This window comes from Burkholderia pulmonis, assembly GCF_984667975.1.
This window is the reverse complement of record NZ_OZ480186.1, coordinates 1,787,405-1,813,100: the sequence shown is the minus strand read 5'-3', so window position 1 is coordinate 1,813,100 and position 25,696 is coordinate 1,787,405. Positions and strand designations below refer to the sequence as shown.

Genomic DNA, 25,696 nt, shown 5'->3' with positions numbered 1-25,696 from the left:
TCGCCGCGGCCGCGGTGCGCCGTTACCGCGCGGGTTCGGTGTATTCGGCAGCCGCTTGCGCGACGCGTTCCGCGCGCGGGCGGCGCGACAGCAGCCAGCGCGCCGCGCCGTCGAGCGACGTGCACAGCACCAGATAGATCACCGCGACGAACAGGAAGATCGGCGCCGGATACACCATCAGCCGGTTGTTCACCTGCGTCGCGACGAACGACAGCTCCGGCACGCCGACGATGTACGCGAGCGACGTATCCTTCACGAGCGCGACCCACTGGTTGACGAACGACGGCGTCATGATCCGGATCGCCTGCGGCAGCAGCACGTAGCGCACCGTCTGCCAGCGCGTGAGGCCGAGCGACAGCCCGGCCTGCCATTGCCCGTCGCCCGCGGCGACGATGCCTGCATGCACCGCATGCGCGAGATACGCACCGCCGATCAGCGCGAGCGCGCACACGACCGTCGCGAGTCCCGGCACATCCATGTGCAACAGCACGGGCATCAGGAAATACGTCCAGAAGATCAGCATCAGCACCGGAATCGCGCGGAAGAAGCCGATGAACGCGAGCAGCACCACGCGCGCCGGGCCGCGCGCGAGCGCCATCGCGACACCGAGCGCCACGCCGAGCACGGCCGACGCGATGGCGGACGCGATCGCCAGCACCAGCGACAGCGCGGCCCCGCCGAGCGGGCCTTCCGGGAACGCGCCCACGAGCAGGTACGGCAGATTGGAGAGAAGCAGCGACAGGTCCATCGTCAGCGCCCCGCTCCGAGCCGGTCACGCCATTGCGTCGCCGCATACGCGCCGGCCTCGATCGCGGCCACCGCGGCGATGTACAGCAAGGTCGCGACGCCGAACGCGGCAAACGTCTTGAACGTCTCCGTCTCGACCTGCCGCGATGCATACGACAGCTCGGCGACACCGATCGCCATCGCGAGCGACGAGTTTTTCACGAGATTCATGTATTGGCCGAACAACGGCGGCAACGCGATACGCACGGCCTGCGGCAGCACCACGTAGCGTAGCGACTGCATCGGCGTGAGGCCGAGCGCGGCGGCCGCGTCATGTTGCGCGCGCCGCACGCCGCGCAGGCCGGCCTCGCACTCCTCGGCGACGAACGCGGCCGTATACGCACTCAACCCGACCCAGCCTGCAACGAATTCGAACGACGGCCACGCGAGCGTGAACGGGCCCGCGCTGACGGCATGGCGTGCATTGAGCCACGCGATCCACGTGTCGGGCAGCAACGACGCGACACCGAAATACCAGAACAGCAACTGCACGAGCAGCGGCGTATTGCGGAACGCAACGACGTACGCGGTGGCGGCCATGCGCGGCGCCGTGCCGCGCGCATGGCGCATGACGGCGAGCAGCAGCCCGCCGACGGTCGCCGCAACGGCCGACGCGGCCGCGAGGCCGAGTGTCAGCAGGAAGCCCTGCCAGAGCCAGGACAGATATTTGGGAGCCAACCCGAGCATGCTGTGGAGTGCGCGAGGCGCGCGATCGGATGAAAACGAAAAACGCCGCGACGCCGATGTTCCGGCCGGTCGCGGCGTGCGTACAGCGCAGGTCAGGTCTTGTCGCCGATCCGGAAGATGCGCGTGAGCGGCGTCTTCGTCGTCGGCCCGAACCACGCGTCGTAGATCTGCGTTGCACGGCCGTTCGCCTCGAGGCCCTTCAGCGTGTCGTTGACGAAGCCGAGCAGGCGCGTCTCGCCCTTCGGCACGCCGACGCCCATGTAGTCGTTCGAGATCGTGAACGCGGGGATCTCGTAGTTCTGCTTGTCGGGCACGTTCGCGAGCAGGCCGATCAGCTTCGGGCCGTCCTGCGTGATTGCCTGCACGTTGCCGGCGCGCAGCGCGGCGAATGCGAACGGCGTGTCGTCGTACGCGACGATCGTCGCTTTCGGGAATTTCTCGCGCAGCGTGATCTCGTTGGTCGTGCCCTTGTCCGCGCCGACGCGCAGGCCGTTCAGCTGGTCGGCCGCTTTCAGCACGCCCTTCTTCGCGAGAAACTGCTGGCCCGACGAGAAATACGGAATGCTGAAGTCGACCTGCTTCGCGCGCTCGTCGGTGATCGTGAAGTTCGCCAGCACGAGATCGACCTTGCCGGACGTGAGGAACGGGATGCGGTTCGCGGGGTTGGTCGGCTGCAGCTGCAACTTCACGCCGAGCTTGTCGGCAAGTGCTTTCGCATAGTCGATGTCGAGGCCGACGATGTGATTGCTCTTGCCGTCGACATAGCCGAACGGCGGGTTGCTGTCGAACGTCGCGACGCGCAGCACGCCGGCCTTCCTGATGTCATCGAGACGGTCCGCATGCGCGACGGTGCCGGCGGTAACGAGCGCAGCCCCGACGAGCCACGTAGCGAGAGTGTGGAATTTCATGAGCACGACCTGTTTTGTTATGAAGGCCGCCGCGGATCGCGCGGCGGCCCGGTTCGAAGAACATCGCGACGGAGTGTGTCGTCGCGAAGCCGCTAACGTATCAGCGCGTGCGGCGAATCCGAACCAACAAATGGTGCTTTGCTCTGCGGGTTTCGTGATGAGGCAGGCGGGCCGCGGGCGCGGCATCGCGCGGCGCCCTTCCCGCCATGCCCCGCTCCCGCGCGTTACCCGGCGAGCGCCGTTGCGGCCTCGTCGATCAGCGCGGCGACCGCCGCCGGTTGCGACGCCAGCGACGCATGGCTCGCATCGAGCGTGATGACCTTGCGTGCGTCCATCCGCGCCGACATCCGCTGCTGGTTCTCCGGCGCGATCATCCGGTCCTCGCTGGAGATCTGGTACCACGACGGCTTCGAACGCCATGCGGGCGTACTGATGGTGTCCGCGAACGTGCTCGCCAGCGGCGCCTTCTGCGTGACGGCCATCACGAGCGCTTCGTCCGACGAAAGATCCTGGCAGAAGCTCTCGTGGAACTTGTCGGGCTTGAGCCACAGATAGCCGTCGCTGTCGGGCGCGAGATTCGGCGCAGCCGCCGGCAGGTGTGCCTGCGTGATCCCGCCCGGGCTTTCGCCCGCGTCCGGCGCGAACGCGGCGATGAACACGAGGCCCGCGACGTTCGGCAGGTTGCCGGCCTCGCTGATCACCGCACCGCCGTAGGAATGGCCGACCAGCAGCACGGGGCCGGCCTGTTGCGCCACCATCTTGCGCGTGCGCTCGGCGTCGTCGGCAAGCGACGTCAGCGGGATTTCGACCGCGTGCAGCGACACATGGCCTTTGCGCGCCAGTTCGACGATTACTTTTGCCCAGTGCGCGGCGCCGCCCCAAAAGCCGTGCACGAGCACGATCGCGGGTTTGCTCATCGTGACTCTCCTTGATGTGGCATGTCATCGAACCGTCACCGGCCCGGCCGATCCGGACCGCCGCGTGGACACGCAGCAACCAGCATAGGCGAGCCGCCGCGCGCGGCCAACCCCGCCGGGGCCGGCGTGAGATGCAGCGCACAAAAAAAGACGCCCGCTGCAAGCAGCGGGCGCGAATCCCAGTCAAGGAGGTGTCACACGAACTACACGTCCAGATTACGGAAATCGATCGCCACGGACAACGAATCGATTTCCATATCGATATGACGCGACGCGCTCATGCCGGCACTTCCCGGGTCGAACAGTGGATGCCGCCGCCGCCCGACGCAATGCCGAGGATGTCGATCTGCACGATCGCGCGACTCCCCGCATACGGCCGGATCGCGGCGACCGCGGCCGCATCCGCCGCCGCGACGTTGAACTTCGGCATGACGATCGCGCCGTTGCACGTGTAGAAGTTGATGTAGCCGGCCGCGAAATGCGACATCTGCCGCTCGTTCAGCGTCGTGCCTGCCGACGTGCCGAAACTGACCGGCGGCACGAGCTCGATGACCTGCAGCGGCCGGCCGTTCGCATCGGTCTGGCCGGCCAGGCGTTGCCGGTTGGCATCCGTCAATGCGCGTTCGCCGGTCGAGTTCGACGCGTCGTAACAGCACGCGACCACGCCGGGTGCGAGAAAGCGCGCGTAGAAATCGACGTGCCCGTTCGTGATGTCGCTCTCGGCCGCCGGTGCCGCCGCACCGCCCGCGCCACCCACACCGGCGCCGCGCGGATAGGTCGCCGTGCCCGGCAGCCAGATGATCTTCCGCACGCCGAGCGTGCGCTGCAACTCGGCGAGCACGGTATCTCTCGCCGTCGGCAGCAGCGTCGCGTTGGCGATCGCGCCGTTCGGGATGTCGAACAGTTGAGGATTGCGGTTCACGTGCAGCACGGCCGACTCGGTGAGGATCGCCGTCGCGTCGCCGTCGAATTCGATCGCGCCGCCTTCGAGCGTCAACGTGCTGCGGACCAGGTTCGCGCCTTGGGTTTGCGCCATCCAGCCCGCCACCCTGTTGTCCTGGCTGAACGCCTGGAAGAACTTGCCCGCTTTCGACCGGTTGCTCGCGGCCAGGAGCGCCGGCGGAATCGTCGTCCCCGCACTCAGGCCGGCGCCGTCGGTATTCGCGTTGCCCCAGCCGTTGAAATTGAAGCCGACCGCGTTCAGCGCATTGCCGTTCGCCGTGTCGCGAACGAACACGCAGCCCGTATCGCGCACCCAGAAATCGTTGAAACCGTCGGCGAGCGGCACGAGGTTGATTCCCCCCATGCCTGCACCGCGCGCCACGTAACGCGCATGCAGGTCGGGATTCGCGACGCTCGCCGTCGCGAGCAACGCGCGGGCTGCGTCCAGATCGGCCGGCAGCACCAGCATGTTCACCGGTTCGGTGGCGCCGATCGCCTTCGCGACGTCCATCAGGTCGGCCCGCACGCGGTCGATGCCGGCGTCCGTGCTCTGCGGCGTGACGGGTGTCCAGATGCCGTCCGCGCCGGACGCGAAGGCCATGTAGGTCGACGCGTGCGGCGCGTCTTCGGCCGGTAGCCGGTACACGGCCTGCCGCGCCGACGGCGTCGTATGCGGCGCGGAAGCCGCGTCGGACGCGCCGTCGCCACCGCCGCAAGCGGCCAGGCTGCCCAGCAGCGGCATGCCGAGCCACGCGGCCGACCACCGGATGAATCCGCGTCGGCCGGTATCCGGCACGTGCCGCGCGCGCTTGCCCGCACGGACGCGGATGTCTTGCTTCGTCATGTATTTCAACTCCGTTGTGCGGCCGGCGCGCATGCGTGCGCGCCGGCTTCCGTCCCGCGAGACGGATTCCGCATGGTTTTCAGTAGTCCGGAAAGACTGGAAAATGAAGGCAGCATGCGGGCCGGTCATGCAGGCCGGCCCGGCGCCGTGCTCAGGCCGGCTGCTGTTGCGTGGTGCAGTGGATGCCGCCGCCGCCCGCGGCGATGCCGTCGATGTTCAGCTGGATGACTTCGCGGCCGGGAAACAGGTCGACGAGCGTGTCGCGCGTATTGCGGTCGGCGCGGCTGTCGCCGAACTGCGGCGCGATCACCGCGCGGTTGCACACGTAGAAGTTGATGTAGCCGGCCGCGAACTCCGCATTCTCGTACGCGTGCCGAACGGTCTTCGGCCCCGGCAGCACGACGACCTTCAGCGGGCGCCCCTTCGCATCGGTGGATTTCCGCAGGATCTCCAGATGCTGTCGCGTCACCGCATGGTCATACGACGACGGATCCGTATCGAGCCCGGCCACCACGACGCCCGGGCTCGTGAAGCGCGCGTAGAAATCGGTGTGCCCGTCGGTGATGTCCTTGCCTGCGATGCCGGGCAGCCAGATGATCTTCTTCAGCCCGAGCAGGCGGCTCAGTTCGGCCTCGCACTGCGCCTGGCTGACGCCCGGATTGCGGTTCGAGTTGAGCACGCAGCTGCGCGTGATGATCGCCGTACCCTCGCCGTCCACCTCGATGCCGCCGCCTTCCAGCACGAGCTTCGTGTCGACCAGCCGTGCACCGGCGCGCTCGGCCACGAACGGCGCGACCTCCGCGTCCTGGTCGTGCTCCTGCTTGTTGCCCCAGCCGTTGAAATTGAAGCTCACGCCGCCGAGCTGGCCCGACGCGCTCTTCACGAACACGGGCCCCGTGTCGCGCATCCACAGGTCGTCGACCGGATGCTGGACGAGCTCGACCGACGAGCCGCACAGCCGCGATGCGATCGCATAGTCCTGCTCCCGCACCAGCATCTTGAGCGGCTCGTGCGCGGCGATCGCCTTCGCGATCGCCGCGAGGTTCTCGCGTGCCACCGGCAACAGACGCCTGCCCCAGATGTCCTCGCTCGGGCCGAACGCCATCCAGGTCGCCGTGTGCGGCGCGCCTTCGTCCGGCATGTGCCAGGTTGCGCCCTGCTGCGCCTGCGCGGCGCGGCCGAACAACCCGCCCATCGCGCTGGCGGCCAGCGCCGCGCCCGATACGGACAGGCCGCGTTTCAACAGTTGACGTCGTGTGGTCATGGCATTCCTCTTTCGCTTGCCGGTTACTTCGTTACTTCGGTTACTTCGATTGTTTCAGCGCGGGCCGTTATGGCCGCGCGGTCTTGAAGCCGAGCCAGGTCCGGCCTTCCACGCGCATCGCGGCCGGCGACTCGGCGATCGGCGTGAACAGTGTGCGCCGAGTCGCCTCGTCCGGATAGATGCCCGGATTGCGCACCAGCGCCGGATCCATCAGTTTCAGCGCACCCTGGTTCGCATTCGCATAGCGTGTCGAATTCGAGATCTTCGCGATCACGTCCGGACGCAGGATGTAGTTGATGAACGCATGCGCGTTGTCCGGATGCTTCGCCGAGGCCGGAATCACCATCGCGTCGAACCACATCAGGGTGCCGATACGCGGGATGTCGTACACGATGTCGCGCTTCGGATCGCGCGCCTTCGCCTTCTGCGCGGCCAGGTTGATCGCGCCGGAGAAACCGATCGTCACGCACAGCTCGCCGTCGATCAGCTCGTTGGCGTCGGACGAACCGACGAACTCGCGGATGAACGGCCGGACCTTCATCAGCATCGCCTGCGCGGCCGCGTAATCCTGCGTGGACGGATGCATCGGATCGCGGCCGATGTAGCGCAGCGCCAGCGGCAACACCGTGCTCGCGGAGTCCTGCAGCCCCAGCCCGCATTTCGCGGCAACGCGCGCCGCGATCGCCGGGTTGAACAGCAGATCGAGGCTGTCGGCCGGCATGTCCTTGCCGAGGATCGCGCTCACCTTCGCGCGGTCGTAGCCGACGCCCACGGTGCCCCACATGTACGGCACGCCGTACTGGTTGCCGGGATCCGATTGCGCCATCTGCTTCAGCAGCGATGCATCGAGATACTTCAGGTTCGGCAACCGGCTCTTGTCGAGCTTGCGGTACACGCCGGCCTGGATCTGCTTGGCCATGAAGTCGTTGGTCGGCCACACGAGGTCGTAGCCGCTGTTGCCGGTCAGCAGCTTCGACTGCAGCGTCTCGTCGCTGTCGTACGCGTCGTAGCGCACCTTGATGCCGGTTTCCTTCTCGAACGCGGACACCGTATCCGGCGCGAAGTAGTTGCTCCAGTTGTACAGGTTCAGCACTTTCTCTTCGTCGGCGCGGGCGCCGCCGGCCAGCACGCACAGCGCGAGGCCCGACGCCGCGACGCGCAGCCATCCATTCCGTTTCATCGCGGATTCCTTATCGATAACAGGACGACACGCCGTCGCTGGTCAGCAACGTGCGATACATCTCCGGGCGGCGATCGCGGAAAAAACCCCACGATTGCCGGTCGGCACGGATCGCGTCGAGGTCGAACGTATGCACCAGCACGGCTTCCTCGGTACGGTTCGCCTCGGCCTGCTTCTCGCCGGTGTGGTCCGCGATGAAGCTCGACCCGTAGAACACGCCCGTGAGCCCCTGCTGCTGCGGATTGCCGTTGCCGAAGCCGACCTCGCGGCCGATCCGGTTCGCCGCCACGACCGGCACCATGTTGGCCGCCGCGTGGCCCTGCATCGTGCGCTGCCAGTGGCCGGCCGAATCGAACTCGCTGCTGAACGGCTCCGAGCCGATGATGGTCGGAAAGCACAGGATCTCGGCGCCCATCAGCGCGAGGCTGCGCGCCGTCTCCGGATACCACTGGTCCCAGCAGATGCCGATGCCGATCCGCCCGAAGCGCGTATCCCACACCTTGAAGCCCGTGTCGCCGGGTGTGAAATAGAACTTCTCCGTATAGCCCGGCCCGTCCGGAATATGCGTCTTGCGGTAGACGCCGAGCACGCGCCCGTCCGCATCCGCCACCGCGATCGAGTTGTACGCGGCGTTGCCCGCGCGCTCGAAGAAGCCGATCGGCAGCACGATGCCGAGCTCGCCGGCCAGCGCCGCGAACCGGGCAATCAGCGCGTTGCCCTCGAACGGTTGCGCGTGTTCGAGATGCTGCACGTTCTGGTCGAGGCAGAAGTACGGCATCGCGAACAGCTCCGGGCACAGCACGAGATTCGCACCCTGTGCGGCGGCCGCGCGGATCAGGCGCTCCGCGGTGGCCATGTTGTCTTCGAAATTCCAGCTGCCCGACGCCATCTGCACGGCGGCGACGGTGATGTGTTTGGACGGCATTGCGTTGCTCCTCGATGGGACCGGAAACCGCTGATGTAGCGTCGCTCAGCGCGCGACGGAAGGCTGCTGCTGGGTCGAACAGTGGATGCTGCCGCCGCCGATCGACAGCGTCGGGATCGGCAGCATCTCCACCTTGCGCCCCGGGAACGCACGACCGAACGCATCGCGCGCGGCTTCGTCCTGCTCGACGCCGAACGCGGTCACGATCACCGCGCCGTTCACCAGAATGTAGTTCGCATAGCAGTCGCAGTAGCGCTCCGAACCGAAGCGTTCGCTGACGATCGGCGACGGCAGGTCGAGCAGCTCGAAACGGCGCCCGGCCGCATCGGTCGCGAGCTCCAGCGCACGGCGGTTCTCGCGCATCACGCGGAAATAGTCGCCCTGCTCCGGCGCCGCGGTCTGGCACAGCATCCGGCCCGGCGCGATGAACGACGCGATGCCGTCCACGTGCCCGTTCGTTTCCACTTCGTCGGGGTTGCCCGGCAGCCACACGATCTTCTCGACGCCCAGCATGCGACGCAGCTCCGCCTCGATCTCCGCACGGCTCAGGTGCGGGTTGCGGTTGGGGTGCAGCAGGCAGCTTTCGGTCGTGACCAGCGTGCCCTGCCCGTCGACGTAGAACGAGCCGCCCTCCAGCACCATGTGCGAATTGAAGATCTCGGCGCCGGCCGCGCGCGCGATGTCCTGTCCGGCCTGCTGGCAACCGTCGTACGGCTGGTACTTCTCGCCCCAGCAGTTGAAGCGGAAGACGGCCGCGCCGAGCCCCTGCCGTTCGCTCACGAGGAAGATCGGCCCGCAGTCGCGCAGCCAGTTGTCCTCGGCCGCCACCGGCAGCACGTCGACGCTCGCGCCCAGCAACTCGCGCGCGGCGTCGGCCTGGCCATGGTGCACCGCGACCACGCAGCGCTGGTAACGCGCGATCGTCCGCGCGACCAGCGCGAATTCGCGGCAAACCTGCGCGTAATGCGTGCCCCACAGGTCCTCACGGTCTTCGAGAACCGGCCACCCAAGCCACGTGGCATACATGGTTTCCCATTCGGCGGGCATCCGGTAACCGCGCTGGCGAGCATCAAAGCGACCCATCGATCCGACTCCGTTGTGATTGATGACCGATTGTGCGTCAGGTTAAACTTGATGAATATTGATATTTATTGGCCGAATCAATCAATTCAACTCATATCTCGATGCAACGCGTTCCGTCCCTGAAACTGCTGAGCGGCTTTGAAGCCGCGGCCCGGCTGGGCAACTTCTCGCGCGCGGCCGACGAGCTGCACCTGTCGCAGTCCGCGATCAGCCATCAGATCCAGCAGCTCGAAGCGCAACTCGGACAGCCGCTGTTCCGCCGGCGCGGCCGCGGCGTCGAGCTGACCATCGCCGGCGAGGTCCTGCAGCGCAGCGTACAACGCGCGATGGACACGTTGCGCGGCGGGCTCGACCGCATCGCGACCTACCTGAACCCGGGGCTCGTCGTGCTGGTGTGCCCCGCGCCGTTGCTGCACGGCTGGCTGCAGCCGCGCCTCGAGCAGCTGCAACAGGTGCTGCCGGAGCTGTGCCCACTGCTGTCGACCGACGAAACCGCGCGTTACGTCGACGAGATCGACGTCGACATGACGATCGGCACGCGGCCGATGCTGCAGCCGGGCCTGCTCGACATCCCGTTCATGCGCGACGAGTGGGTGACGGTATGTGCGACGCCGCTGGCCGAACAGCTCGCCCGCCTGCCGCGCGCCGAGCACCCGCAGCACGCTGGGCTCGTCTGCCTCGAAGCGAGCCTGACCGACGAGCGCATGGCGACCGTGTTTCGCGAGCGGCTGTCGGGCTTCCGGATGCACGCGATCTACGACGATCAGCGGCTCGTGCTGGACGCCGTGCTGCGCGGCCGCGGCATCGCGTGCCTGCCGCGCCTCGTCGCGCAGGCCTGCCTCGACCAGCGCACGCTGACCGTGCTCGCCGATTACCCGCAACTGCCCGGCACCACGTGGTGGCTGTCGCGGATGGAAGGCCCGTCGCGCTCGCCGATCGTCGAGCGGATGTTCGACTGGCTGGTCGAGCAAGGCCGGCAATCGAGCGCCGCAGACCGGGCGCCCACCCCACCGCTCGCGTAAATCACGCGCCGCAAAAAAAACGTCCCGCCAGATGGCGGGACGTTCGTCATGATGCCGATGCGCACGATGCGCAGCCGATCACGGCTCGTGGCGCAGATACCCTTCCTTGCTCGGATCGCGCATCCGCCACGACACGATCAGCGAGATCGCGCACAGCACGGTCACGTACCAGTAGAACGTTTCCTCGCTGCCGATCGACTTGAACCACAGCGCGACGTATTCCGCCGAGCCGCCGAAGATCGCGTTCGCCACCGCATACGACAGGCCGACGCCCATCGCGCGCACTTCCGGCGGGAACATCTCGGCCTTGATCAGGCCGCTGATCGACGTGTAGAAGCTGACGATCGCCAGCGCGATCGTGATCAGCACGAACGCCGCCACCGGGCTCGTCACGGTCTTCAGCGTGTGCATCAGCGGCACCGTGCCGATCACCGCGAATGTGCCGAACAGGATCATCGACGTGCGGCGGCCGATCTTGTCGGACAGCGCGCCGAACACCGGCTGCATCAGCATGTAGACGAGCAGCGCGACGGTCATCACGTTGCTGGCCGTCTTCGCGTGCATGCCGGCCGTGTTCACCAGGTACTTCTGCATGTACGTCGTGAACGTGTAGAAGATCAGCGAGCCGCCGGCCGTGAAGCCGACCACCGTGAAGAACGCGCCCTTGTGCTGCCACACGCCGCGGATCGTGCCGGCGTCCTTCTTGTCGCGCGAGGCGCTCGTCGACGTCTCGTCGAGCGATTTCCGCAGGTACAGCGAGATCAGCGCGGCCGCCGCGCCGACCACGAACGGAATGCGCCAGCCCCACGCCTTCAGTTCGCCCGTCGACAGCGTCTGCTGCAGGATCACGAGCACCAGCAGCGCGCACAGCTGGCCGCCGATCAGCGTCACGTACTGGAACGACGCGAAGAAGCCGCGGCGGCCCTTCAGCGCGACTTCACTCATGTAGGTTGCGCTCGTACCGTATTCGCCACCCACCGACAGGCCCTGGAACAGGCGCGCGACCAGCAGCAGCGCCGGCGCGAGTGCGCCGATCTGCGCGTAGGTCGGCAGCACCGCGATCACGAGCGACCCGCCGCACATCATCAGCACCGAGATCATCATCGCCGCACGACGGCCGTGACGGTCGGCGATGCGGCCGAACAGCCAGCCGCCGATCGGGCGCATCAGGAAGCCGGCCGCGAACACGCCGGCCGTGTTCAGCAGCTGCGTCGTCGTGTTGCCGCTCGGGAAGAACGCCGGTGCGAAGTACAGCGCGCAGAACGAATAGATGTAGAAGTCGAACCACTCGACGAGGTTGCCCGATGAGGCGCCGACGATGGCGAACACGCGCCGCCGGGTGTCATGCGCGGACAGCGCAGCTTGGTCGGTCTGGACGTCCATGGATTGGTCTGTTCCTTATAGTGCTTTCTGGGCGAGACGGCTCGGGGCCGCCGCGTGCGGTCGCACGTGGCACCGGTTCCGGGCGCACGGCGCTACGGGATTTTAGCGAAATGTAAAGTAACAGGCCCTCCGGGTTCGTCCGGATGTAGAAAAATTTTCTCCTGCCACGCGTTCGTCATATGAAAACGCCAGCCCGCAGGCTGGCGTCCGATGCAAACATTTCCGGCCGCGTCGATCAGACGCGCACCTCCGGCGGCACGTAGCGGCACTCGTAGCGCTTGCGCACGGTGCCGGCCTCGTCGACGCTTTCCAGGTACACGTCGAACTGCCAGAGCCGCGCCATGTGCTTGAGCACTTCGTCGCTGTCGTTCGACAGGTGGCGGTTGTCGGTCATGAAGTGGCGCAGCGTGAGGCTGCGGTCGCCGCGCGTGTTGACGGCCCACACCTGGATGTTCGGCTCGCGGTGATGGATGTCGTACTGTCGCGACAACGCCTGCCGCACGTACTGGTAGCCGGAATCGTCGTGGATCGCCGATACCTCGAGCGAATCGCGCATGTCGTCGTCGAGCACCGAAAAGAGCCGCATCTCGCGGATCAGGTTCGGCGACAGGTACTGCGCGATGAAGCTTTCGTCCTTGAAGTTGCGCATCGCATAGTGCATCGCCGGCAGCCACGGGGTGCCCGCGATTTCCGGAAACCACTTGTAGTCCTCTTCCGTCGGCGCTTCGCAGATCCGCCGGATGTCGCTCATCATCGAGAAACCGAGTGCATACGGGTTGATCCCGCTGTAGTACGGCTTCGTGACGGGCGGCTGGTAGACCACGTTGCTGTGCGAATGCAGGAACTCCATCATGAAGCCGTCTTCCAGCTTCCCCTGGTTGTACAGCGTGTTCAGCAGCGTGTAGTGCCAGAACGTCGCCCAGCCTTCGTTCATCACCTGCGTCTGCCGCTGCGGATAGAAATACTGGCCGATCTTGCGCACGATGCGGATCACTTCCCGCTCCCACGGCTCGAGCAGCGGCGCATTCTTCTCCGCGAAATACAGCAGGTTTTCCTGCGGCTCGGGCGGGTAACGGTCTTCCTGCTCTTCCATCAGCTCGGGCTTCTTGCCCGGCAGCGTGCGCCACAGCTCGTTTACCTGCGACTGCAGGTACGCCTCGCGCTCGCGACGCAGCGCCGATTCCTTCGACAGCGACGGCTTTTGCGGGCGCTTGTAGCGGTCGACGCCGTAATTCATCAGCGCATGGCACGAATCGAGCAGTTCCTCGACGCGATCGAGGCCGTAGCGCTCCTCGCATTCGGCGACGTAATTCTTCGCGTACACGAGATAGTCGATGATCGCGTGCGCGTCGGTCCACAGCCGGAACAGGTAGTTGCCCTTGAAGAACGAGTTGTGTCCGTACGCCGCGTGCGCGATGACGAGCGCCTGCATCGTCATCGTGTTCTCTTCCATCAGGTACGCGATGCACGGATTCGAATTGATGACGATTTCGTACGCGAGGCCCATCTGGCCGCGGCGGTAGCTCTTCTCGGTCGCGAGGAAGTGCTTGCCGAACGACCAGTGACGGTAGTTGACGGGCATCCCGACCGACGCATACGCGTCCATCATCTGCTCGGCGCTGATCAGTTCGAGCTGGATCGGGTAGATGTCGAGCTCGTATTGCTCCGCGACCTGCGAGATGTGCGTGTCGTATTCCTCGAGCAGTTCGAACGTCCAGTCGGACGGGCACGGCAGCGGCTTGCGTTCGGCAACGTTCATACGCGCTTCCTTCTGCCCGGAACCGGGCAAGTCGGCGGCCGGCGGCGGCGGTTCGGCCTGCACGCGTTGCTGCGCTGCGGCAGGGCCGGCCGTATCGTCGCCGGAAGGGCGCGGCTCATAGCCGCGCGACTCGTTGTGCAGATGGCGGGTCGTCATGACGTTTCCACCTGCTTTTCGAACAATTCGCGAAACACCGGGTAAATGTCGGCAGCCGATTCCACTTTTTTCATCGCGAGATGCTGCTGCGACAACGCCAGTTGCGCGTATTCCAGCCACAGGTTCTGCTCTTCCGGCGCGACCTGGATATACGCGAAGTAACGCGTCTTCGTGAGGATATCCTCTTCCAGGATTTTGCGACACTTGGGCGAATCGTCGGTCCAGTTGTCGCCGTCGGACGCCTGCGCGCCGTAGATGTTCCACTCGGTCGGCGAGTAGCGTTCGTTCATCACCTTGCGCATCAGTTCGAGCGCGCTCGACACGACCGTGCCGCCGCTCTCCGTCGAATGGAAGAAGGTTTCTTCGTCGACTTCCTCGGCGCGCGTGTGGTGACGGATGAACACGACCTCGATGCGCTCGTAGTTGCGCTTGAGGAACAGGTACAGCAGGATGAAGAAGCGCTTCGCGAGATCCTTGCGCTGCTCGTCCATCGAGCCCGACACGTCCATCAGGCAGAACATCACGGCCTGGCTCGACGGCTGCGGCTGTTTCACGCGGTTGATGTAGCGCAGGTCGAACGGATCGATGAACGGAATCCGCCAGATGCGCCCTTTCAGGTGATGGATCTCGGCCTCGAGCGTCGCGATTTCCGTGCGGCGGTCTTCCGGGTCGTTCTTCAGCGCTTCGAGCCGTGCCTCGAGCTCGCGCAATTCGTTGACGAGCGGCGAACCGAGCGCGATGCGCCGGCCGAGCGCGCTGCGCAGCGAACGCACGACGTCGATGTTGTTCGGCGTACCCTCCGCCGACCAGCCCGCGCGCACGTTCTTCCAGCTCGGCACCGTGAGCAGGTGTGTTTTCACGAGGCGCGGCAGTTCGAGATCGTCGAAGAAGTACTGCATGAACTCGTCGCGCGACAACTCGAACACGAAGTCGTCCTGCCCTTCGCCCTCGTTGCTCGCCTGACTGCCGCCGCCACCCGCGCCGCCCTGCGGGCGCGGGATCTTGTCGCCGCGCACGTAGTCCTCGTTGCCGGGGTGCACGTACTCGCGACGCCCGCCAGGCCCGTGCCGAAAATTCGGCTCCGCGATGTCCTTGCGCGGGATCGTGATGCTCTGCGTGCTCTGGATATCCTTGATGCTACGGTCGCGCACCGCGTCGGACACGGCACGACGAATGTAGTTCTTGACGCGACGCAGAAAGCGTTCGCGATTGGCGATGCTCTTGTTCTTGCCGGCCAGCCTGCGGTCGATGATTTGATGAAGCACTCCCGGTCTCCCGCTCGAAAGTCGATCTGCCGGGACGCTCGCCGCGCATGCCGTCTGCCGTCATGCGGGCGGCGTCTCTGAGAGCGCCCGTACGGACTCGCCGTACGGGCGCGGTACCGCGCGCGTCATGACGACTTGCGCACGCGCAGGTACCAGTCGCAAAGCAGCCTCACCTGCTTCGGCGTATAGCCCTTCGCGACCATCCGGTTCACAAAGTCCTCATGCTTGCGCTGCTCCTCCGCCGAACCCTTGGCGTTGAACGAAATCACCGGCAACAGTTCCTCGGTGTTCGAGAACATCTTCTTCTCGATCACGACGCGCAACTTCTCGTAGCTCGTCCACACGGGGTTCTTGCCGGCATTCGCCGCCCGTGCACGCAACACGAAGTTCACGATCTCGTTGCGGTAATCCTTCGGATTACTGATGCCCGCCGGCTTCTCGATCTTCTCCAGCTCCGCGTTCAGCGCGGCACGGTCGAAGCTCTCGCCCGTATCGTGATCGCGGAATTCCTGATCCTGGATCCAGAAGTCCGCGTACGTGACGTAGCGGTCGAAGATGTTCTGGCCATATTCCGAATACGATTCGAGGTAAGCCGTCTGGATCTCCTTGCCGATGAACTCCGCGTAGCGCGACGCGAGCACGTCCTTCACGAAGGATAGGTACTTCTGCTCGATTTCCGGCGGGAACTGCTCGCGTTCGATCTGCTGTTCGAGCACGTACATCAGGTGCACGGGGTTGGCAGCCACCTCGCTCGAATCGAAGTTGAACACGCGCGACAGGATCTTGAACGCGAAGCGGGTCGACACGCCCGTCATCCCTTCGTCCACGCCCGCGTAGTCGCGATACTCCTGATACGACTTCGCCTTCGGATCGGTGTCCTTCAGGTTTTCGCCGTCGTACACCTGCATCTTCGAGAACAGGCTCGAATTCTCCGGCTCGTGCAGGCGCGACAGCACCGAGAACTGCGACATCATCTTCAGCGTGCCCGGCGCGCACACGGCCTCGGCCAGCGACGAGTTGCGGATCAGCTTCTCGTAGATCTTGGTCTCTTCCGACACGCGCAGGCAGTACGGCACCTTCACGACGAAGATCCGGTCGAGCAGTGCCTCGTTGTTGCGGTTGTTGCGGAATGCCTTCCACTCCGATTCGTTCGAGTGCGCGAGGATCACGCCGTCGAACGGGATCGCGCCGAAACCTTCAGTACCCTTGAAGTTGCCTTCCTGCGTGGCAGTGAGCAGCGGGTGCAGCACCTTGATCGGCGCCTTGAACATTTCGACGAATTCGAGCAGGCCCTGGTTCGCGAGACACAGGCCGCCCGAGTAGCTGTACGCGTCGGCATCGTCCTGCGCATACTGTTCGAGCTTGCGGATGTCGACCTTGCCGACCAGCGACGAGATGTCCTGGTTGTTCTCGTCGCCCGGCTCCGTCTTCGCGATGCCGACCTGACGCAGGATCGACGGATAGCGGCGCACCACGCGGAACTGGCGGATGTCGCCGTTGTATTCGTGCAGGCGCTTGACGGCCCACGGACTCAGGATGCTTTTCAGGTAGCGGCGCGGAATGCCGTACTGTTCCTCGAGGATCGGACCATCCTCGTCGTAGTCGAACAGCCCGAGCGGCGATTCGTTGACGGGCGAACCCTTCAGCGAATAGAACGGCACGCGCTCCATCAGTTGCTTCAGACGCTCGGCGATCGACGACTTGCCGCCGCCCACCGGGCCCAGCAGATAGAGGATCTGCTTCTTCTCTTCAAGCCCTTGCGCAGCGTGGCGGAAATACGCGACCACCTGCTCGATCACCTCCTCCATTCCGTAGAACTCACGGAATGCCGGATAGACCTTGATGACCTTGTTCGCAAAGATGCGCGACAGGCGCGGATCGTTGCGGGTATCGATCTGTTCAGGTTCCCCGATTGCTGCCAGCATGCGTTCACCAGCCGTCGCGTACGCGGATGGATCGTTCTTGCAGAGCGCGAGATACTCCTCAAGCGAGAGCTCTTCTTCTCGCGTTTTTTCGAAGCGGTTCGCGAAGCTGCTGTAAATATCCATGCTACCTCCCTCGCCTGAGTCTGAAGACGTGCCTGCCTTCGTACGACTGCGCAGAAGCAAGCGCGTTCGAATTCATCCTAAACCCTTTCTTATTTTTTTTCACGAACTCTTCGTATGAAGTTCGTCATTCTCGACAACACCGCTTGGACAACGCATTTCGTCGTTTTACAATCGTTCTCCCGAGTCGCAGAAACTGCATCCGTCGCGTCTCGTCGAACGACAGAACGTCTTGTGCGTTGGACACATCCGACGTCGCCGCTTCCCCCTCATCCCTATACGTTCGAACAGCCGCGTGCGATGACACGCCGCATGCGTCGTTACAAATTTTTTTCGCAGCGCCCTTACGGAGATACCCGTACGACGAACGCGGGAACGTGACGCCGCACGCATGCGCCGGTCCGTCGACAAGCGACGAGCGACGCATGCGACGATGCGAGATCGACCCGCCACGCTGTCACATTTGACCTTTCTTCGGGCGCAAAAACGACAACGCCCGCAAGTCGCGGGCGTCGTTCGTCACCAAATGGGGATAGATACGCGGCACGTACGAATCAGAAGGTCTCCCAGTCGTCTCCGCCTGCGGTAGCGGCCGCCGGCGCTGCAGCGGCCGAGACGGGCTTGCGTGCTGGCATCGGTGCGGCAGCGCGCTTCGGCGGTGCATCGCGATCATCGCGCGCCGCCATCTGAACGGACGTCGCAACCGCCGTGGAAGGTGCACGCAACGCGTGACGCGCCGCAACCGGAGCAGCCGCGCCCGCGCGTGCCGCTTCGTCGTCGAGCTGGAACACCGCCGCCGTTTCACGCAGGCGCCCGGCCTGCTCGTCGAGCGACTGCGCGGCGGCCGCCGCTTCCTCGACGAGTGCCGCGTTCTGCTGAGTGACCTCGTCCATCTGCGCGACCGCGCGCGCCACCTGGTCGATCCCGCCGCTCTGCTCCTCGGACGCCGCCGCGATCTCGCCCATGATGTCGGTCACGCGCTGCACCGCACCGATCACGTCGCTCATCGTGCGCCCCGCTTCGTCGACCAGCGACGAGCCCGTCCGGATGCGCTCCACCGACGCGTCGATCAGCGCCTTGATTTCCTTCGCCGCGCTCGACGAACGCTGCGCGAGGCTGCGCACCTCGCCCGCGACGACCGCGAAGCCACGGCCTTCCTCGCCCGCGCGCGCGGCTTCGACGGCCGCATTCAGCGCAAGAATGTTGGTCTGGAACGCGATTCCCTCGATGATCGCAATGATGTCCGCGATCTTCGCCGAGCTGTCGTTGATCTCGCCCATCGTGCCGACCACCTGGCCGACCACCGTATTGCCCTTGTTTGCAATCTCCGACGCATTCGCGGCCAGCGAACTTGCCTGGCGCGCATTGTCCGCGTTCTGCTTCACGGTGCCGGTCAGCTGCTCCATGCTCGACGCGGTTTCCTGCAGCGCGGCGGCCTGTTCCTCGGTGCGCGACGACAAATCGATGTTGCCGGCCGCGATCTGGCGGGCCGCGGTCGCGATCGACTCGCTGCCGCCGCGCACGGTGCGCACGGTATCGACGAGCCCGCGCTGCATCTTCGCGAGGCCCTCCAGCAACTGGCCCATCTCGTCGCGCCGGTCCACGACGACCGGCCGGCGCAGGTCGCCGGCGGCAATCGCGTCGAAGTGCGACAGCGCGTCGGCGATCGGGCGGCCGATCGCGCGGCTCAGCGTCAGCCACGACAGCACCGCGGCGCCGATGCCGGCCGCCAGCATGACGATCGACAACACGCGCAGCGTGTCGAACGCCGATTCAGCGTGATTGAAGCTCGCCTGCGCATCGGTGAACTGGAAGTTGCGCAGCGCTTCGCTCGCCACGGCGAGGTCGTTGTAGAGCACCTGGAGCTGCTTGGCGCCGTCGCCGATGCGATCGCGCTGGTCCGCCGCGAGAACGCTCGAGAACGCGTCACAGCCGCGCTGCAGCGCCTGGCGCTTCGTGACGACATCCTGTGCGAGCCGGTCTTCCTCCGGCCCGCGCGGCAGCGCGAGGTACTTCTGCCACCACGCATCGGCCTGCGTGCGCATCGTACGGCTGCGCTCGACGGCCGCCGCCGAATCCGGCGTACCGGCCAGCAGCGCCGCGCGGTCGAGCGCGAGACGCTCGCGCGCGGCATACATTTCCGCCATCGCGACGTCGACCGCGCTCGGCATCTGGTTCGTGAAAATATCGAGCGTCGAATCGTTCGAACGCGTCATCCCGTACAGCCCGAGCACGCCGGTTACGCCCAGCAGCACTGCCAGAAACGCCATCGTCAAACCGATGCGCGCACGAATCGTCAGGTTCCTGAACACCATCATCCATCCTGTGTTGCGTCGTCATGAACGGGCCCGGCCCGTTGGCTCGAAGCATTGCTTCACCTGACTCATTTACGACCGTGCAACGCACAACTTGATGGTTTTCAGCCCATATTTTCGAATTATTCGTCTGTTTATTACAAATACCTGAACAATTGACGCAAATTCGGGTCAATTCGACAACCGGGAGAGGATAGAAGGGCCGGCGATGCGCCGACGCATTGCGGCAAGCGCGGCCGGCCGTCTCCTGCGACGGGCCGGCTGCGAATTCGAGCCGGGAACCGCTGGTCCGGCCCTAGTCGGCCAGTTCGGCGCGGGTGGGAATCGACGGCTGCGCGCCCGCTCGCGTGACCGACAGCGCCGCCGCGCGTTGGGCGAAGCGGATGGCCGTGTCGACATCGGCGCCCGAGGCGATCCGCGCGGAAAAACCGCCGATGAAGGTGTCGCCTGCCGCCGTCGTGTCGACGGCCTGCACGGCCGGCGCCGGATAATGCCGCGCGGCGCCGTCGGCCGTCAACGCGAGCACGCCGCGCGCGCCGAGCGTGACGAGCACGTTGCGCGCGCCGCCCGCCTGGAGCAAGCGTGCCGCGGCTTCCGCCTCGGCCGGGTCGCGCACCGGCAGCGCGGTCAGCGCAGCGGCCTCGACTTCGTTCGGGATCAGGTAATCGACGAGCGGCAGCCAGCCGGCCGGCAGCGGCGCGACGGCCGGAGCCGGATTGAGCACCACCGTGCGGCCGAGCCTGCGCCCGGCCGTCAATGCGGCGAACACGGTGTCCGGCGGCGTCTCGAGCTGGCAGATCAGCACGTCGGCCGCCGCCAGCGCGGCCTCGTGGCCCGCGACCATGTCGGTCGTGACCTCGCCGTTGCCGCCTGCCACGATCACGATCGCGTTCTGGCTCGCATCGTCGACGACGATCAGCGCGACGCCGGTCGACGCCGACGGGCTCGTCGCGAGCCCCGTGCAGTCGATCCCCTCGGCTTCGAGGCCCGCACGCAGTGCCGCGCCGTGCGCATCCGCGCCGACGCAGCCGATCATCGCGACCTGCGCGCCGAGCCGTGCGGCGGCGACGGCCTGGTTGCCGCCCTTGCCGCCCGCCGCCTGCGCGAACGCGTGCCCGGCGAGCGTTTCGCCCGGCAGCGGCAGCCGCGGCGCCCGCACGACGAGATCCATGTTGAGGCTGCCGACCACCGTCACGCGGCCGGCGTTCGTCGCGGGCGCCGTCATGCGCGACCGCCCGGTGCAGCCGGCTCGCGGTAGATCGCCGTCGATTCGCGCAGCACGAGGCGCGGCGATACGACGCGACGGCGGCTCGGCACGGCCGTCGAGCCGCCGCCGATCCGTTCGATCAGCGTCTGCGCGGCCATTTCGCCGAGCGCGCGCACCGACTGGCCGACCGTCGACAGCGCCGGGTACGTATAGCGTGAAAATTCGATGTCGTCGAAACCGATGATCGAGCAGTCGTCGGGCACGCGCAGCCCGCGTTCGGCTGCCGCGCGCAGCGCGCCGACGCCCATCAGGTCGTTGCCCGCGAAGATCCCGCTCGGCCGCACCGATTCGAACAGCCGCGACGCCGCGTGATAGCCGCCAAGGCACGAGAAATCGCTTTCCGCGATCGCGCCCGGCACGATGTCGACCCCGCGCTCGGCCATCGCGCGGATGAAGCCGTGCACGCGCATCGCGCTGACGGCCGTGTCGGTCGGCCCCGTGATGCAGCCGATCTTCGCGTGCCCGAGTTCGAGCAGGTGACGCGTCGCCAGATACGCGCCGCGCTCGTGGTCGATCTGCACGAGGTCGGCTGCGAGCCCCTCGATGTTGCGATCGACGACGACGAGCGGCGCATGGATATCCGCGAGCGTCTGCGCGAGCACCGCATCCTCGCCGGCCGACGCGACGATCAACCCGTCGATGCGCTTTTCCTGCAGCACGCGCAGGTAATTGCGCTGCTTCACGGGATCGTCGTCCGAGTTGCAGAAGAACACGCAATAGCCGTTGGCCGCGCACTGATCCTCGATGCCGCGCGCAAGCTCCGCGAAGTACGGATTCGTGCTGTTCGGCACGACGAGGCCGATGGTCGCCGTCGCGCGCGCCTTCAGCGAGCGTGCTACGGCCGACGGCACGTAATTCAGCTCGCGGATTGCGCCTTCGACCTTCGCACGCACATCCGCGGACACCGGCCGCGAATTGTTCACCACGTGCGAGACGGTCGTAAACGATACGCCCGCCATGGCCGCTACATCCTTGATCGTCGCCATTTCCCGTTTCTCTCTGGTCTGTTCTGTCTGTCTTGCTACCGCGCGCGCGTGCGCCGGCTGCGATACGTATCGAGCACGACCGCCACCACAATCACCGCGCCGGTGATGATCCGTTTCGTCGGCTCGTTCGCGCCGATCTGCGCCAGCCCCGCGGCCAGCACGGAGATGATCAATACGCCGAAAAACGTGCTGATCACCGAGCCGCGCCCGCCCATCAGGCTCGTGCCGCCGATCACGACGGCAGCGATCACCTGCAGTTCGAGGCCCACGCCCGCGTTCGGGTCGGCGGCCTCGAGCCGCGAAATCTGGAACAGCGACGCGAGCCCGGCGAGCGCGCCCATCAATGCGAATACGAGAATTTTATACGGCCGCGGGTTAACCCCCGCAAGTCGAACCGCTTCTTCGTTCGTGCCGATTCCGACGAGATAGCGTCCGAACACGGTGCGGGTGAGCACGAACTGTGCCGCGATCATCACCGCGACCGCGATCAGGAACGCCGGCGAGATGCCGAGCGCGATCGGGTTTGACAGGAAATCGAACGCGTCGCCGATATACGCTGTGCGTGAATTCGTCAGTTGGTATGCGAGGCCGCGCGCGGCCTCCAGCACGCCGAGCGACACGATGAACGACGGAATCCGCCAGCCGACCGTGACCGCGCCGGTCAGCGCGCCCGTCACGGTCGCGGCCGCGATCCCGATCAGCGCGGCCGGCAGCGGCCCCCACTGCCATTTCAGCGCGGCGACGCTGACCATCGATGCGGCAAGCGCGAGCACCGAGCCGACCGACAGGTCGATCCCGGCGATGATCAGCACGAAGGTCATCCCGACCGACATCACGACGAGATCGGGAATCTGGTTCGCGATCGTGCTGAACGTGTCGTACGTGAGGAAATGGGAGCTCAGCACCGAGAACAGCGCGATCATCGCGGCGAGTGCGCCGGCAAGCCCGAGATAGTTCGACAGGCCGAGCCGCGTGCCGGACAGCATGCGCGCGCGGCGCCCCGTCGCGTCCTGCTGGGCGCCTGCATCGGTCGGGGATACGGGAGGCTGGGTCATTACTGTCGTCCTGTCGTCGAATTGCCCGGGGCGGCGCCTCGCGCCTGCCCCGCTTCCGGATGCCGTGCGCCGTCCTCCGGCGTCTCGCGGCCGAAGCCGGCGAACGCCGCGGCCAGCAGCGCATCCTGGGTCCAGTTGCCGCGCTCGAACACGGCGGTCATGCGGCCGGCCGACATCACGCCGATCCGGTCGCAGATCAGCATCAGCTCGCGCAGGTCGCTCGACACGACCACGAGCGCGCGGCCTTCACGCGCGAGCGCGCCCATCAAAGTGTAGATCTCGAATTTGGCGCCGACGTCAATCCCGCGCGTCGGCTCGTCGAACAGCAGCACCCCCATGTCGCGTGCGAGCCAGCGGCCGATCACGACCTTCTGCTGGTTGCCGCCCGACAGTTCGCCGACCGGCTGCGCCGCGCCGTGCGTGCGGATCCGCAGCGCGTCGATCTGCCGCTCGGCGAGCGCCGTTTCGCGTGCGGAATCGACGATGCCGCCGCGCGCGAGCCGGTCGAGCTGCCCGAGCGACACGTTCGCGGTGATCGACTGCGTCAGCAGCAGCCCTTCGCCCTTGCGATCCTCGGTGATCAGCGCGATGCCCAGTTTCACGGCATCGACGGGCGATGCGATCTGCGCCGGCTTCAGCGGCTGGCCGACCGCGATCGTTCCGGCATCCGGCGTATCGGCGCCGTAGATCAGCCGCAACAACTCGGTGCGCCCCGCGCCGATCAGCCCGGAGATGCCGAAGATCTCGCCCGCGCGCACCTCGAGCGACACGTCGCGTACGGCCGAGCCGCGCGTGAGGCCCGACACGGCGAGCCGCGGCGCGCCGAAACGGCGCTCGCCGAGATCGATGTGTTCGCCGATCTCGCGCCCGACCATCAGCGTGACGAGCCCGTCGGACGTCGTCGCCGCCATGTCGCCCGCATGCACGAGCCGGCCATCGCGCAACACCGCGACACGCTCGGCGACGCGCGCGAGTTCCTCGAGCCGGTGCGAAATGTAGACGATCGCGACACCGCGCGCCTTCAGCCGGTCGATCTGCTCGAACAGCAGCTCGACTTCGCGTGCGGTCAGCATCGCGGTCGGCTCGTCGAGAATCAGCACGCGGCAGTCGCCGATCAGGTTGCGCGCGATCTCGACCATCTGCTGGTGGCCGATGCCGAGCGCGCCGACCGGCGTATCGGGATCGACCGCGTCGAGCCCGACCTGCGCCATCGCCGCACGCGCATCTTCACGCAGCCGCGCACGATCGATGATCCCGAAGCGCCGCGGCAGGCGATTCAGGAACAGGTTTTCGGCGACCGTCAGCGTCGGCAGCAGGTTCAGCTCCTGCATGACCATGCGCACGCCGAGCGCCTCGGCCTGCGTGCGGCTCGCCGGCGCATACAGGTGGCCGCCCAACTGCATCGTGCCGGCGGTCGGGTCGACAAGGCCGCCGATGATCTTCGACAGCGTGCTCTTGCCGGCGCCGTTCTCGCCCGTCAGCGCGAGCGCCTGGCCCGCGTCGAGCGTCAGCGTGACGTCGGCGAGCACGGGTTCGGCATAGGTCTTGCCGATGCCGGATACGGACAGCACGGGAGAGGCTGAACGGGAGGGTTGGAAGGTCGGTTCCATCGCGATCCTGGTTGCGGCCGCGCGCACGCGGCACGCGGGTATGACGCTCACAAGTGCATGTGCATGCAGTGGCCGTGATCGCGCTCACCCCGGATAACGGCCGCCGCGCCGAATTCTTGAGGGCGGCGGCCGGATCGGTGCGGCGTTACTTCGTCACGAGATCCACCGGCGTCTCGACCACGCCGGACATGTCGGCCTGCTTGCGATGCTCGGCGATCGCCTTGAGCGCCGTGTCGATGCCGAACACGGCCTGCTTCGCCGCGTACTGGTCGGCGGTCGCGAGCACGCGGCCATCCTTCAGCATCGGCTTGATCGCGTTGATGTTGTCGTAGCCGACCACGAGCACCTTGCCCTGCTTGCCGGCCGCGCGCACGGCCGACACGGCGCCGATCGCCATGTTGTCGTTGCCGCACAGCAGCGCCTTCAGGTTCGGGTATTCGTTGAGCATCGCGGCAGCCACCGCATTGCCCTTGTCGATTTCCCATTCGCCCGACTGCACCGACACGACCTTCATCCCGCCCGCCTTCATCGCGTCCTGGAAGCCGGCCGTGCGCTGCTGCGCATTGGTCGTCGTCGACACGCCTTCGACGATGCCGACCTGGTCGCCCGCCTTCAGCCGCTTCGCGAGGTAATCGCCGATCTTGCGCGCACCCTTGCGGTTGTCCGGGCCGACGAACGGCACGTTCAGGTTCTTCGACTTCAGCACGTCGGGATCGAGCCGGTTGTCGATATTCACGACGATGATGCCCGCGTCGACCGCCTTCTTCACGACCGGCACGAGTGCCTTCGAATCGGCCGGCGCGAGCACGATCGCATCGACCTTCGACACGATCATCTGCTCGACGATGCGGATCTGGTTAGCGGTGTCGGTCTCGTCCTTGATGCCGTTGGTGATCAGGTCGAACTGATTCGCGTTGTGCTTCTGGTATTCCTTCGCGCCCGTTTCCATGGTCAGGAAGAACTCGTTGGCGAGCGACTTCATCACGAGCGCGACCTTCGGCTTGGCCGCGGATTGCGCGTGGACGGCCGGTGCGGCAGCGACCGCGACGGCGGCGAGCGCGACGGTCAGGAAGCGACGGCGAAAGCGGACATTCATACACATCTCCTGGCGACTGGCCCGTAGGGCCGGACTGTTGTTTTAATGTGAGCAAACGTTTGCGCCACACTACCCATGCAATGGCCATCGATGCTGCTGTCGGTACCACGGAATGGAAGCGAGGCAGACGGCCGACTGCCTGGCGCGTGCTGTGTTGACGCGCCGCCGCCGGCGGAACGCTGGCGGAGTGAGGGCTATGCT

The 25,696-nt window shown here is 66.1% G+C and carries 20 protein-coding genes; 1 reads left to right on the top strand and 19 read right to left on the bottom strand.

Features of this window, described 5'->3' with window-relative positions:
- Window positions 1-22: 22 nt before the first annotated feature.
- The 9 genes from AC5LXK_RS08470 to AC5LXK_RS08430 all read right to left on the bottom strand — a co-directional run bounded on the left by AC5LXK_RS08470 (window position 23) and on the right by AC5LXK_RS08430 (window position 9,536).
- Window positions 23-748 carry an amino acid ABC transporter permease gene (locus tag AC5LXK_RS08470; RefSeq protein WP_493388428.1) on the bottom strand — a complete coding sequence of 242 codons (726 nt, stop codon included), beginning with the start codon at window positions 746-748 and terminating at the stop codon, window positions 23-25.
- A 2-nt stretch (window positions 749-750) separates the two neighbouring features.
- Window positions 751-1,473 (bottom strand): amino acid ABC transporter permease, encoded by a 723-nt coding sequence (locus tag AC5LXK_RS08465; RefSeq protein WP_493388427.1) that lies wholly within the window; start codon window positions 1,471-1,473, stop codon window positions 751-753.
- A 92-nt stretch (window positions 1,474-1,565) separates the two neighbouring features.
- Window positions 1,566-2,381, bottom strand: coding sequence for an ABC transporter substrate-binding protein (locus AC5LXK_RS08460; protein ID WP_493388426.1), 816 nt, complete (start codon window positions 2,379-2,381; stop codon window positions 1,566-1,568).
- Window positions 2,382-2,605: 224 nt separating this feature from the next.
- The gene (locus tag AC5LXK_RS08455; RefSeq protein ID WP_493388425.1) at window positions 2,606-3,298 is read right to left on the bottom strand and encodes an alpha/beta hydrolase; all 693 of its coding nucleotides are present in this window, start codon (window positions 3,296-3,298) and stop codon (window positions 2,606-2,608) included.
- Window positions 3,299-3,575: 277 nt separating this feature from the next.
- Entirely contained in the window at window positions 3,576-5,084 is a 1,509-nt protein-coding gene (locus AC5LXK_RS08450) for an agmatine deiminase family protein (protein WP_493388424.1), read from the bottom strand.
- 151 nt (window positions 5,085-5,235) lie between these two features.
- The gene (locus tag AC5LXK_RS08445; RefSeq protein ID WP_493388423.1) at window positions 5,236-6,348 is read right to left on the bottom strand and encodes an agmatine deiminase family protein; all 1,113 of its coding nucleotides are present in this window, start codon (window positions 6,346-6,348) and stop codon (window positions 5,236-5,238) included.
- 67 nt (window positions 6,349-6,415) lie between these two features.
- The gene (locus AC5LXK_RS08440) at window positions 6,416-7,528 is read right to left on the bottom strand and encodes a polyamine ABC transporter substrate-binding protein (protein WP_493388422.1); all 1,113 of its coding nucleotides are present in this window, start codon (window positions 7,526-7,528) and stop codon (window positions 6,416-6,418) included.
- Window positions 7,529-7,538: 10 nt separating this feature from the next.
- Window positions 7,539-8,453 carry an N-carbamoylputrescine amidase gene (gene aguB, locus AC5LXK_RS08435; protein WP_493391160.1) on the bottom strand — a complete coding sequence of 305 codons (915 nt, stop codon included), beginning with the start codon at window positions 8,451-8,453 and terminating at the stop codon, window positions 7,539-7,541.
- Window positions 8,454-8,498: 45 nt separating this feature from the next.
- On the bottom strand, window positions 8,499-9,536 hold the full coding sequence (locus tag AC5LXK_RS08430) for an agmatine deiminase family protein (RefSeq protein ID WP_493391159.1): 1,038 nt from the start codon (window positions 9,534-9,536) through the stop codon (window positions 8,499-8,501).
- A 101-nt stretch (window positions 9,537-9,637) separates the two neighbouring features.
- Between AC5LXK_RS08430 and AC5LXK_RS08425 the strand changes: the two genes are divergently transcribed.
- The gene (locus AC5LXK_RS08425) at window positions 9,638-10,558 is read left to right on the top strand and encodes a LysR family transcriptional regulator (RefSeq protein WP_493391158.1); all 921 of its coding nucleotides are present in this window, start codon (window positions 9,638-9,640) and stop codon (window positions 10,556-10,558) included.
- Window positions 10,559-10,636: 78 nt separating this feature from the next.
- Here the strand turns inward: AC5LXK_RS08425 and AC5LXK_RS08420 are convergent, their stop codons facing one another.
- The 10 genes from AC5LXK_RS08420 to AC5LXK_RS08375 form a co-directional block, all read right to left on the bottom strand.
- Complete coding sequence (locus tag AC5LXK_RS08420; RefSeq protein WP_493391157.1) at window positions 10,637-11,941, bottom strand: MFS family transporter; 1,305 nt, start codon at window positions 11,939-11,941, stop codon at window positions 10,637-10,639.
- Between the two features lie 235 nt (window positions 11,942-12,176).
- On the bottom strand, window positions 12,177-13,856 hold the full coding sequence (locus AC5LXK_RS08415) for a SpoVR family protein (RefSeq protein ID WP_493391156.1): 1,680 nt from the start codon (window positions 13,854-13,856) through the stop codon (window positions 12,177-12,179).
- The gene (locus tag AC5LXK_RS08410) at window positions 13,853-15,121 is read right to left on the bottom strand and encodes a YeaH/YhbH family protein (protein ID WP_493391155.1); all 1,269 of its coding nucleotides are present in this window, start codon (window positions 15,119-15,121) and stop codon (window positions 13,853-13,855) included. Before AC5LXK_RS08410 ends, AC5LXK_RS08415 begins: the two co-directional genes overlap by 4 nt.
- Window positions 15,122-15,246: 125 nt before the next feature.
- Window positions 15,247-17,169: a PrkA family serine protein kinase gene (locus AC5LXK_RS08405; protein ID WP_493391154.1), complete on the bottom strand. Its 1,923-nt coding sequence runs from the start codon at window positions 17,167-17,169 to the stop codon at window positions 15,247-15,249.
- Window positions 17,170-17,720: 551 nt separating this feature from the next.
- Window positions 17,721-19,481 (bottom strand): methyl-accepting chemotaxis protein, encoded by a 1,761-nt coding sequence (locus tag AC5LXK_RS08400; RefSeq protein ID WP_493391153.1) that lies wholly within the window; start codon window positions 19,479-19,481, stop codon window positions 17,721-17,723.
- A 295-nt stretch (window positions 19,482-19,776) separates the two neighbouring features.
- On the bottom strand, window positions 19,777-20,706 hold the full coding sequence (gene rbsK / locus AC5LXK_RS08395) for a ribokinase (protein WP_493391152.1): 930 nt from the start codon (window positions 20,704-20,706) through the stop codon (window positions 19,777-19,779).
- The gene (locus tag AC5LXK_RS08390) at window positions 20,703-21,734 is read right to left on the bottom strand and encodes a LacI family DNA-binding transcriptional regulator (RefSeq protein ID WP_493391151.1); all 1,032 of its coding nucleotides are present in this window, start codon (window positions 21,732-21,734) and stop codon (window positions 20,703-20,705) included. The genes rbsK and AC5LXK_RS08390 overlap by 4 nt, the downstream gene beginning before the upstream one ends.
- A 35-nt stretch (window positions 21,735-21,769) precedes the next feature.
- Entirely contained in the window at window positions 21,770-22,789 is a 1,020-nt protein-coding gene (locus AC5LXK_RS08385) for an ABC transporter permease (RefSeq protein ID WP_493391150.1), read from the bottom strand.
- The gene (locus AC5LXK_RS08380) at window positions 22,789-24,399 is read right to left on the bottom strand and encodes a sugar ABC transporter ATP-binding protein (protein WP_493391149.1); all 1,611 of its coding nucleotides are present in this window, start codon (window positions 24,397-24,399) and stop codon (window positions 22,789-22,791) included. The genes AC5LXK_RS08385 and AC5LXK_RS08380 overlap by 1 nt, the downstream gene beginning before the upstream one ends.
- Before the next feature lie 145 nt (window positions 24,400-24,544).
- Window positions 24,545-25,495, bottom strand: coding sequence for a sugar ABC transporter substrate-binding protein (locus tag AC5LXK_RS08375; RefSeq protein WP_493391148.1), 951 nt, complete (start codon window positions 25,493-25,495; stop codon window positions 24,545-24,547).
- Window positions 25,496-25,696: the final 201 nt, after the last annotated feature.

Coding starts and splice junctions, on each gene's coding strand:
- AC5LXK_RS08470 (WP_493388428.1), bottom strand. CDS start 748: ATGGACCTGTCGCTGCTTCTCTCCAATCTGCCGTACCTGCTCGTGGGC.
- AC5LXK_RS08465 (WP_493388427.1), bottom strand. CDS start 1,473: ATGCTCGGGTTGGCTCCCAAATATCTGTCCTGGCTCTGGCAGGGCTTC.
- AC5LXK_RS08460 (WP_493388426.1), bottom strand. CDS start 2,381: ATGAAATTCCACACTCTCGCTACGTGGCTCGTCGGGGCTGCGCTCGTT.
- AC5LXK_RS08455 (WP_493388425.1), bottom strand. CDS start 3,298: ATGAGCAAACCCGCGATCGTGCTCGTGCACGGCTTTTGGGGCGGCGCC.
- AC5LXK_RS08450 (WP_493388424.1), bottom strand. CDS start 5,084: ATGACGAAGCAAGACATCCGCGTCCGTGCGGGCAAGCGCGCGCGGCAC.
- AC5LXK_RS08445 (WP_493388423.1), bottom strand. CDS start 6,348: ATGACCACACGACGTCAACTGTTGAAACGCGGCCTGTCCGTATCGGGC.
- AC5LXK_RS08440 (WP_493388422.1), bottom strand. CDS start 7,528: ATGAAACGGAATGGATGGCTGCGCGTCGCGGCGTCGGGCCTCGCGCTG.
- aguB (WP_493391160.1), bottom strand. CDS start 8,453: ATGCCGTCCAAACACATCACCGTCGCCGCCGTGCAGATGGCGTCGGGC.
- AC5LXK_RS08430 (WP_493391159.1), bottom strand. CDS start 9,536: ATGGGTCGCTTTGATGCTCGCCAGCGCGGTTACCGGATGCCCGCCGAA.
- AC5LXK_RS08425 (WP_493391158.1), top strand. CDS start 9,638: ATGCAACGCGTTCCGTCCCTGAAACTGCTGAGCGGCTTTGAAGCCGCG.
- AC5LXK_RS08420 (WP_493391157.1), bottom strand. CDS start 11,941: ATGGACGTCCAGACCGACCAAGCTGCGCTGTCCGCGCATGACACCCGG.
- AC5LXK_RS08415 (WP_493391156.1), bottom strand. CDS start 13,856: ATGACGACCCGCCATCTGCACAACGAGTCGCGCGGCTATGAGCCGCGC.
- AC5LXK_RS08405 (WP_493391154.1), bottom strand. CDS start 17,169: ATGGATATTTACAGCAGCTTCGCGAACCGCTTCGAAAAAACGCGAGAA.
- AC5LXK_RS08400 (WP_493391153.1), bottom strand. CDS start 19,481: ATGGTGTTCAGGAACCTGACGATTCGTGCGCGCATCGGTTTGACGATG.
- rbsK (WP_493391152.1), bottom strand. CDS start 20,706: ATGACGGCGCCCGCGACGAACGCCGGCCGCGTGACGGTGGTCGGCAGC.
- AC5LXK_RS08390 (WP_493391151.1), bottom strand. CDS start 21,734: ATGGCGACGATCAAGGATGTAGCGGCCATGGCGGGCGTATCGTTTACG.
- AC5LXK_RS08385 (WP_493391150.1), bottom strand. CDS start 22,789: ATGACCCAGCCTCCCGTATCCCCGACCGATGCAGGCGCCCAGCAGGAC.
- AC5LXK_RS08380 (WP_493391149.1), bottom strand. CDS start 24,399: ATGGAACCGACCTTCCAACCCTCCCGTTCAGCCTCTCCCGTGCTGTCC.
- AC5LXK_RS08375 (WP_493391148.1), bottom strand. CDS start 25,495: ATGAATGTCCGCTTTCGCCGTCGCTTCCTGACCGTCGCGCTCGCCGCC.